This window comes from Aurantimonas sp. A2-1-M11 (assembly GCF_036549475.1).
In the GTDB taxonomy this organism is placed as follows: Bacteria; Pseudomonadota; Alphaproteobacteria; order Rhizobiales; family Rhizobiaceae; genus Aurantimonas.
Window position 1 is genome coordinate 24044 of record NZ_JAZHLI010000053.1, and the last position, 6651, is coordinate 30694.

General features: G+C 62.6%; 3 protein-coding genes and 2 pseudogenes. 2 read left to right on the plus strand and 3 right to left on the minus strand.

Going from position 1 to position 6651, the window contains the following annotated elements; genetic code table 11:
• Window positions 1–80: 80 nt before the first annotated feature.
• Complete coding sequence (locus VQ042_RS19260; protein WP_331821936.1) at window positions 81–815, minus strand: Crp/Fnr family transcriptional regulator; 735 nt, start codon at window positions 813–815, stop codon at window positions 81–83.
• 352 nt (window positions 816–1167) lie between these two features.
• Complete coding sequence (locus tag VQ042_RS19265) at window positions 1168–2514, minus strand: phospholipase D-like domain-containing protein (protein ID WP_331821937.1); 1347 nt, start codon at window positions 2512–2514, stop codon at window positions 1168–1170.
• A 220-nt stretch (window positions 2515–2734) separates the two neighbouring features.
• On the opposite strand from VQ042_RS19265, the pseudogene VQ042_RS19270 reads away from it, so the two are divergent.
• Window positions 2735–3319 (plus strand): annotated as a pseudogene (locus tag VQ042_RS19270) (IS256 family transposase); the annotation flags it as partial.
• A gap of 92 nt (window positions 3320–3411) precedes the next feature.
• Here VQ042_RS19270 and VQ042_RS19275 read toward each other — a convergent pair.
• Window positions 3412–4635, minus strand: a complete 1224-nt coding sequence (locus VQ042_RS19275; protein WP_331821938.1) for an IS110 family transposase — start codon at window positions 4633–4635, stop codon at window positions 3412–3414.
• Between the two features lie 267 nt (window positions 4636–4902).
• Here VQ042_RS19275 and VQ042_RS19280 point away from each other — a divergent pair.
• Window positions 4903–5127, plus strand: a pseudogene (locus tag VQ042_RS19280) (transposase); the annotation flags it as partial.
• Window positions 5128–6651: the final 1524 nt, after the last annotated feature.

The following is a 6651-nucleotide window of genomic DNA, read 5'->3' on the forward strand; positions in this document are numbered from 1 at the left end:
CGGATGAGTGACCCTCCTCGCAGAGACGCATGGGGGCCGTCTTCGATCCGTTACGCACGAAGAGAGTTGATGGGCGCCTATCAACGCTCTGCCGGGTCGAGATGCAGGTAAAGCGGATTAAAGTCTGCAACCTGCTGCAGCCGTGCCAGATCGTGCAACCTCATTTGCCGTTTCTGGACGGTGATCAGCCCAGCCTCCCGCAGATCGCGAAGAGTTCGGTTGACCTGCACCACGCTGAGACCCATTGCATCGCCGAACTCGGATTGTGTGATCGGCATAGGAATTGGCTCCTCCGCCAATCCCACGGCATCGAGCCGGGTGTAGAGCTCGCACAGTATGTGGGCGACGCGGGCATGGGCCGACAGGCGACCGACGCAGCGCACCCATGTCCGGGCGATTGACGCATCGATCAAAGTTTCCCGCCAGAGCGCTCTGGCCAGAAGAGGGTTACGCTCGCACAGATCCCAGATCGCCGCATGCGGTATCATCGCGAGCCTTGCGGGGGTGATGCTGGCGACGCTGTGATCCATGGTCGGCAAATGCAGTGTCTGCAGGTCCGGGATGTCACCCGGCACGTAGAACGAGAGGATCTGGCGCTTGCCATCTCGGGTATCCTGGAACCGCATGACAAACCCGTCCAGAACGAGCAGACAATGCGCGACGCGATCGCCTTCCCGACTGATCGTCTCGTTTCGTCCGAACTCACGGATCCGAACCGGTAGGGTTTCCAAACCCTCCAGGTCCGCGACGCTTAGGCCGGTCGAGCGGTGGAGTCGCCTGAAGAGAATATCAGTGTCAGACGCGGTTTTGAGCATAATGTCCCCCGATAGGCGTCGAGCCCCACGCCCGAGCGATACAACGGCAGCGAGCGATGTGCCCCATGTCTACCACTGCCCCCAAATATACAAAGCAAGCACCGATTTGCCGCGGTCATGGCTCAACCCAGGTTGCGCCGGGCGTCTGAGCGCCCTCCGGCACAGCACAGCCTGGACTGCAATGCGCCGGGGCTCGATGGCGACGTCGCAACTTATCGGGACCGCGTTGGATTTACCGGTGGCTCGAAACACGTTGGGACTGGATCACATCGCCGGTTCCATCTGCGATTGGAAATTAACTGAGGTGAGCGGGACCCTGGTGCCTGATTACGCGGAACATGCGCTCGGCGCGTCACGACCGGCCACCGCGCCAGCGCCGGAAAAGCCCGCGTTTTCTGATCGGCTCGAACATCTCGCCTGGCCCTTCCGGATCGAGCACCTCGTTGTCCGCCAGCCAGGCCTCTCCGTCAGTGATATCCGGCATGCGAAACGGCCTGAGCGTGCGTCCCGCTCCCCTGAGTCCATCGATCGCTTCGATGACGGAACCAGAACGGATGATCGCCTCGGAGACTGTCGCCGCATCGCAGTCCAGGTGCTCGGCAAGGAAGTCGTCGCGGATTTTCGCGATCGTCCGGGGCAGGTCGCGGTCGCCCACCAGAGCCGCATCGATCGTCACGTCGCACTCGGTGTCGAGACGCATGGAGCGATTGTTCATGTTGGCCGACCCGATACGCAGCACCTGGTCGTCCACCACCATGACCTTGGCGTGCACGTAGATCGCTTCGCCGCCATCATTATAGGGATGGTACATGCGGAACCGGCCGTGGCGGTCCTTGCGTTGCAATGCCTCAACGAAACGCCCCCGGGCGGTATTCATGGCCACCGGCTCGAGCCAACCTTCGGCGGTCATCGGATTGATGATCACGATCTCCGGGCCATCCGGTTCCTCGAGCCGCGCAGCCATCGCCTCGGAGATGCGTCGCGAGGCAAAGTACTGGCTCTCGGCGTAGATGAAGCGCTCGGCCCTGGCGATCTGGTCGACATAGAGCTGCTCGATCTCGCACACGGCTGGCCGCCCGCCATATTCCGGGGCGGAGCGCGAAATGGCCATCGGCACATTGCGAAACTGCGTCCACAACCCTTCCGGCCACGTCGCCTCCACGTCGTTGATCGGCCACATCTCCGGCGTGCCGCCGGCCGCATCCCAGCGTTGCCGGCAGACCTCGGCGAGCGCGGTCGTGATCGGCCCAGAAAATGCCGATGTTGCGTCGTGCCATGGCTTGTAGCGTCGATGCGTCGTGGGTCGGCGCCGCCGTTCGTCCTGGTAGAGATGCTGGCGCGTGTCCCAGCGGTCGCCCGTCATGTCGATGCCGCCGCAAAAGGCGAAGCAATCGTCTATCATTACGATCTTCTGGTGGTGCGAGGAAGCCGACGGGTGTGCGCTGTCGAGTTTGGTGTGGATGCGCGGGTGGCGCATCCAACTGATTAGCCGCAGTATCGTGGTGCCACGAAAGAGAGTGGCGGTCGCGCCGACGTCCCAGCGCAGCAGGAAGACTTCTAGCTCGGGCGAGCGCTCGACGAGCCAGAGAATGAAGTCCCCGAGCTTGCTTGGTCCGCCGTCCGAGACATCGCGACCGAACCCGATCCGCGCGTCGAAATCCCAGCCGACCAGCGTAATGCGCTTCTTGGCCTCCAGCATCGCGGCGCGGGCGAAGTGGAAGTAATCGTTGGCATCGACGATTACCGAGGCCCGATCTGCTGTGTCGATCCGAAAGCAGTTTCGTCCCGGCTCGAGACGATGATCCGGCGGTTGTGGCATGCTTTGTATGTCCGGGACTGATGTAGGGTGAGGGTCAAGATCGAACGTGCGAGCGTAAAGAAAACCGTACCTACTGCGCAACCTGCCCAACGTGCGCTCCGACGAGCGTGTCGGCGGCTTTCTGGATCGTCCGCTCACCGGCGAATGGCCGTATCTCTGGCTGGGCGCGACCTATCTGAAGCAACGCGAGGGTGGGCGCATCGTCTCGGTCGCGGCGATAATCGCCGTGGCCGTCAACACGGACGGCAAGCGCGAGATCGTCGGTCTCCACATCGGCCCCTCGGAAGCGGAGACCTTCTGGTCGACCTTCCTCAAGAGCCTCGTGCGCCGCGGCCTTTCAAGCGTGAAGCTCGTGATCTCGGATGCTCATGAAGGACTGAAGGCGGCCATCCGCCGGGTGTTCAGCGCCTCCTGGCAGCGCTGCCGCGTCCACTGGATTCGGAACGCCTTGTCCTACGTGCCGAAAGCGCAGCAGAGCATGGCGGCGGCGGCCCTGCGCCAGGCCTTCATCCAGCCTGATCGCGCCAGCGCTGCCCAAGCGCTGCGCCACGTCGCCGACCAGCTCCGGGGGAAATGCCCCAAGCTCGGCGGCTTTATCGACGACAGCGAGACCGACGTGTTGACGCATCTGGACTTTCCCAGCCAACACCGGACCCGAATCCACTCTACGGATGACATCGACAAGCGCTTCTTCAAATCATCTGCTATTTTCTCCTGGCACGGACGACCACGTGGCAAAGAGCGGCGCTCGAGGATGCAAGCGCCGCCACGCCGCCATCATTGTCGTTCCTCGCTTGTGGCGTCCGTGCGCCGTTTCGTCCTCGCCCCCTGCGGGCGCCAATGCCGCATCACGTGCTCATAGGCTTTCTCAGCCTGTTCAGAGCCTTCCCTTTCTCGGGTTCGCAGGGCCTTGAGATTGTAGGCGTAGGCAGCACCCCGCCGACCCTTTCCCTTCTCGGACGGTGCGCCAGCCTTGAGTTCGAGCTGACGTCGCTTGGCCGCGACAAGGGATGGTCGGAGCCAGAGATAGTCCTGCTTCTTCGTGAGAAGGGGCCAGATCAGGACCGCGAGCTTGCGAGCCGTGGCGACCGCCGCGACCTGATGTCCCCGCCGGTTGCGGATCCGCAGGAAGAACGCCCGCAATGGACCCGGCGCCTTCGAAGCAGCCCATGCCGCCTCCACGAGGAGGCCGCGGGCATGGGATCGCCCGTGCTTGCTGATCCGTCCGTACTGGGCGATGCCCAGGCCCGACTGACGAACCCTCGGATTGAGGCCGAAGTAGCTCACGAGCTTCTGCGGTTCGTGAAAGCGGGAAACGTCTCCGATAGCAGCAACGATGCCGGCAGCGACCACGGCATTGACCCCTGCGATCGTCAAAAGCCGCTGGACATCGGCATCGTCTACCAGGTCCTTCGCTATATCGCCGTCCAGATCGGCAAGGTCGTCAGCCAGACGGTCGATCTCGCGCATGTGGCGGGCGATCGCGGCGCGTTCGTCGTCCGGCACTGTTTGTCTCGTAAGCCAGTCTCGGCCGCGCTTGTTGAACAGATCGGCGTGCGGGCACTTCGGCACGAGGTGCGCCTGGAGGATCGCGTGCACCTCGTTCTTCACCCGCGTCCGATGCCGCACGGCCTGATTGCGCCGGGCGACCAGCCGACGCAGCCGTTCGGTCCGATCATCCGGCACCCAGACCTCGGGCAGGAAGCCGCTGGCCTGAAGCTGCGCCAGGACGCCAGCATCGATCTTGTCTGTCTTGATCCTGGCATGCGCGATCGCCTTCACCTGCATCGGGTTGGCGACAATGACGCGGGCAACGAAGGGCGACAGCACCCTCACCACCGACATCGCGTTACCCGTCGCCTCGACGACGATCTCGTCGTCCTTCCGGAGATTGCGGCCGAAGCCCTCGAGGCCTGACCGGGTCATGTCGACCCGGCCGTGATGGCGCAGCCTTCCTTCTTCCCAAAACACCACCTCCGCAAACGTGCGGTGGATGTCCATTCCAATTACCCGCCTCATCGGCTCCTCCTTTCCTGGTTAGGAAACGGGAGCTGCGGGCGACACGACACCTACGGATCCGCGCTCTCGGCGCAACCGGGCAGGTCGCAGGGGCGGCCAGCTACAAAAACGAGCTCTCAGCTCATCGAATAGATCGGCTTGCCCGCACTTGCGTGCTCCCGGTGCCCCCTGTCCCGGATGGTCTCACCATACGCCGCGGTTGGAAAAACCGCAGCCGGGTCAGGAGGCACCGCCACTGTCATACCGGTTACGAATTCGCTGGAGCGCCTGAACAAGGAGGTGAAGCGGCGCGCCGATGTCGTCGGCATCTTCCCGAACGAAGGCCGGATCATCCGCCTCATCGGCGCCGTCCTCCTCGAAGCCAACGACGAATGGCAGACGCAGAACCGCTACATGCAGACCGAGCCTATGGCCGAACTCATGGCCGCCGGCACCAAGCCAGAAACCATACCGATTTCCACCGCAGCCGCCTGAAACGGAGCCGCTTCAGTTACACCCAATTTCCACCACGTCGACGGACACGACCTCGCTGATGTGAAGGCTGCGAGGCCCAAATATCCCAACTGGGATGGGCGTTGGATATCCGGCAGCGCTGTCGCACTTGTTCCGTCCGCACTCCAGCACGAGCTACTTCTCAATCGGCGACTGTGGTAGACGAGATGTGGCCACATCTGGAAAGCCCCATGCACACGCCCTCTCCGTATAGGCGGATACAAACCGGTCTAGCCCAAGGCTTCCGGTTGCTCTGCGTCATCGGGTTCTTCATCGCCAGTCTGGCGGCACCGGCACAGGCGGGCACATCTGATTTCCTCACGGCACCCGCAGTAAAGCTGTCTTCAGATGTGGGCGTCATCGGTGTCGCCGGCAGTCTACGGTCCTTCCACGCCGCCCCGTCTTACACAGTCGAAGTTCGGCGCAACGCCCCTGGTGGCGACACAAAGTCTGAACCGCCATCGATGGCGCTCGGTGACGGGAATGGGCCAGGCGGGTCAGGCGATTTCGGCCGTAGCGGCGTTATTCTCGACAAGTGGCATTTTACGGGGCTGTCGCGCAGCAATTGGGCCCGCGCACCTCCAGTCCAGATCTCCTGAACCTCGACCCTGTTCGATAGACCAGCACGGCAATCATGGCGCGTCCTGCGTCGATGACGTCGCACGTCCACTGGACGGGATGCGGCAACGGTCGCTTGTGCTCGGCTCATGAGAGATCATCATGGACGACAATCCGTTCGGCATTGATGGGCTGGATCGTCATCCTCACCCTGATCGGACTGATTATGCTGGCAGGCTGGCTCGTGCTCTAGCACCGGCTCCGGACGAGTGGCGGCATCGTTGGCTACTCGTCCGGCACGCGCCCCGGAAGAGCGGTGGCAGCGCCAAAGTGGGGATGTTTCAAACGGCGCTTCCGGGGAGTTTCCACCCGGCCGCGCCATCTGCTTGTGAGAGCAGCCCGTATTCCGAATGCCGGACTGCGTCTGCCCGAAATCGGCCGAACTGCAGTCATGCCGGCCGGAGCTCGTCGACGCGGCTTCGTGCCAACATAGTCTTGGACCGTAACCTCGCGAGGAGGTGGTCTTTCACACACGACAGGCGCGAGCTTCTTCCAAGACGTCTGCACTCGAATTCCGCTTGTCTCCCGGCACCTGAGCCTGCTCCCGCCCAGACATATACCAGTTGCCGAGGTCTCTTGTATTTCGGATCTGGCGTCCTGCGCCCCTGCCCCTCGCAATCGTGATCATGAAAACACCACGTTTCGTTCTGCAACATTCCGTCATTGAGTTCGTTTGGTCCGTAGTAGCAACGACTTGCCCTCCATGTGAGCGCCAGTGCTCCGCGGCACGAGACGTGAGCGCTGGACGGCGACGATCGAACCACCAGGAGATGCCCGCAGGGGAATCGGGTGAGTTGAATTTCACGAGATGAGGCTGACGAGGAATTTCTCGTTCCACCCGGCCTTCAATCGTTTGTTGGTCATCGACAGTTTGGCGGGATTCCGCCG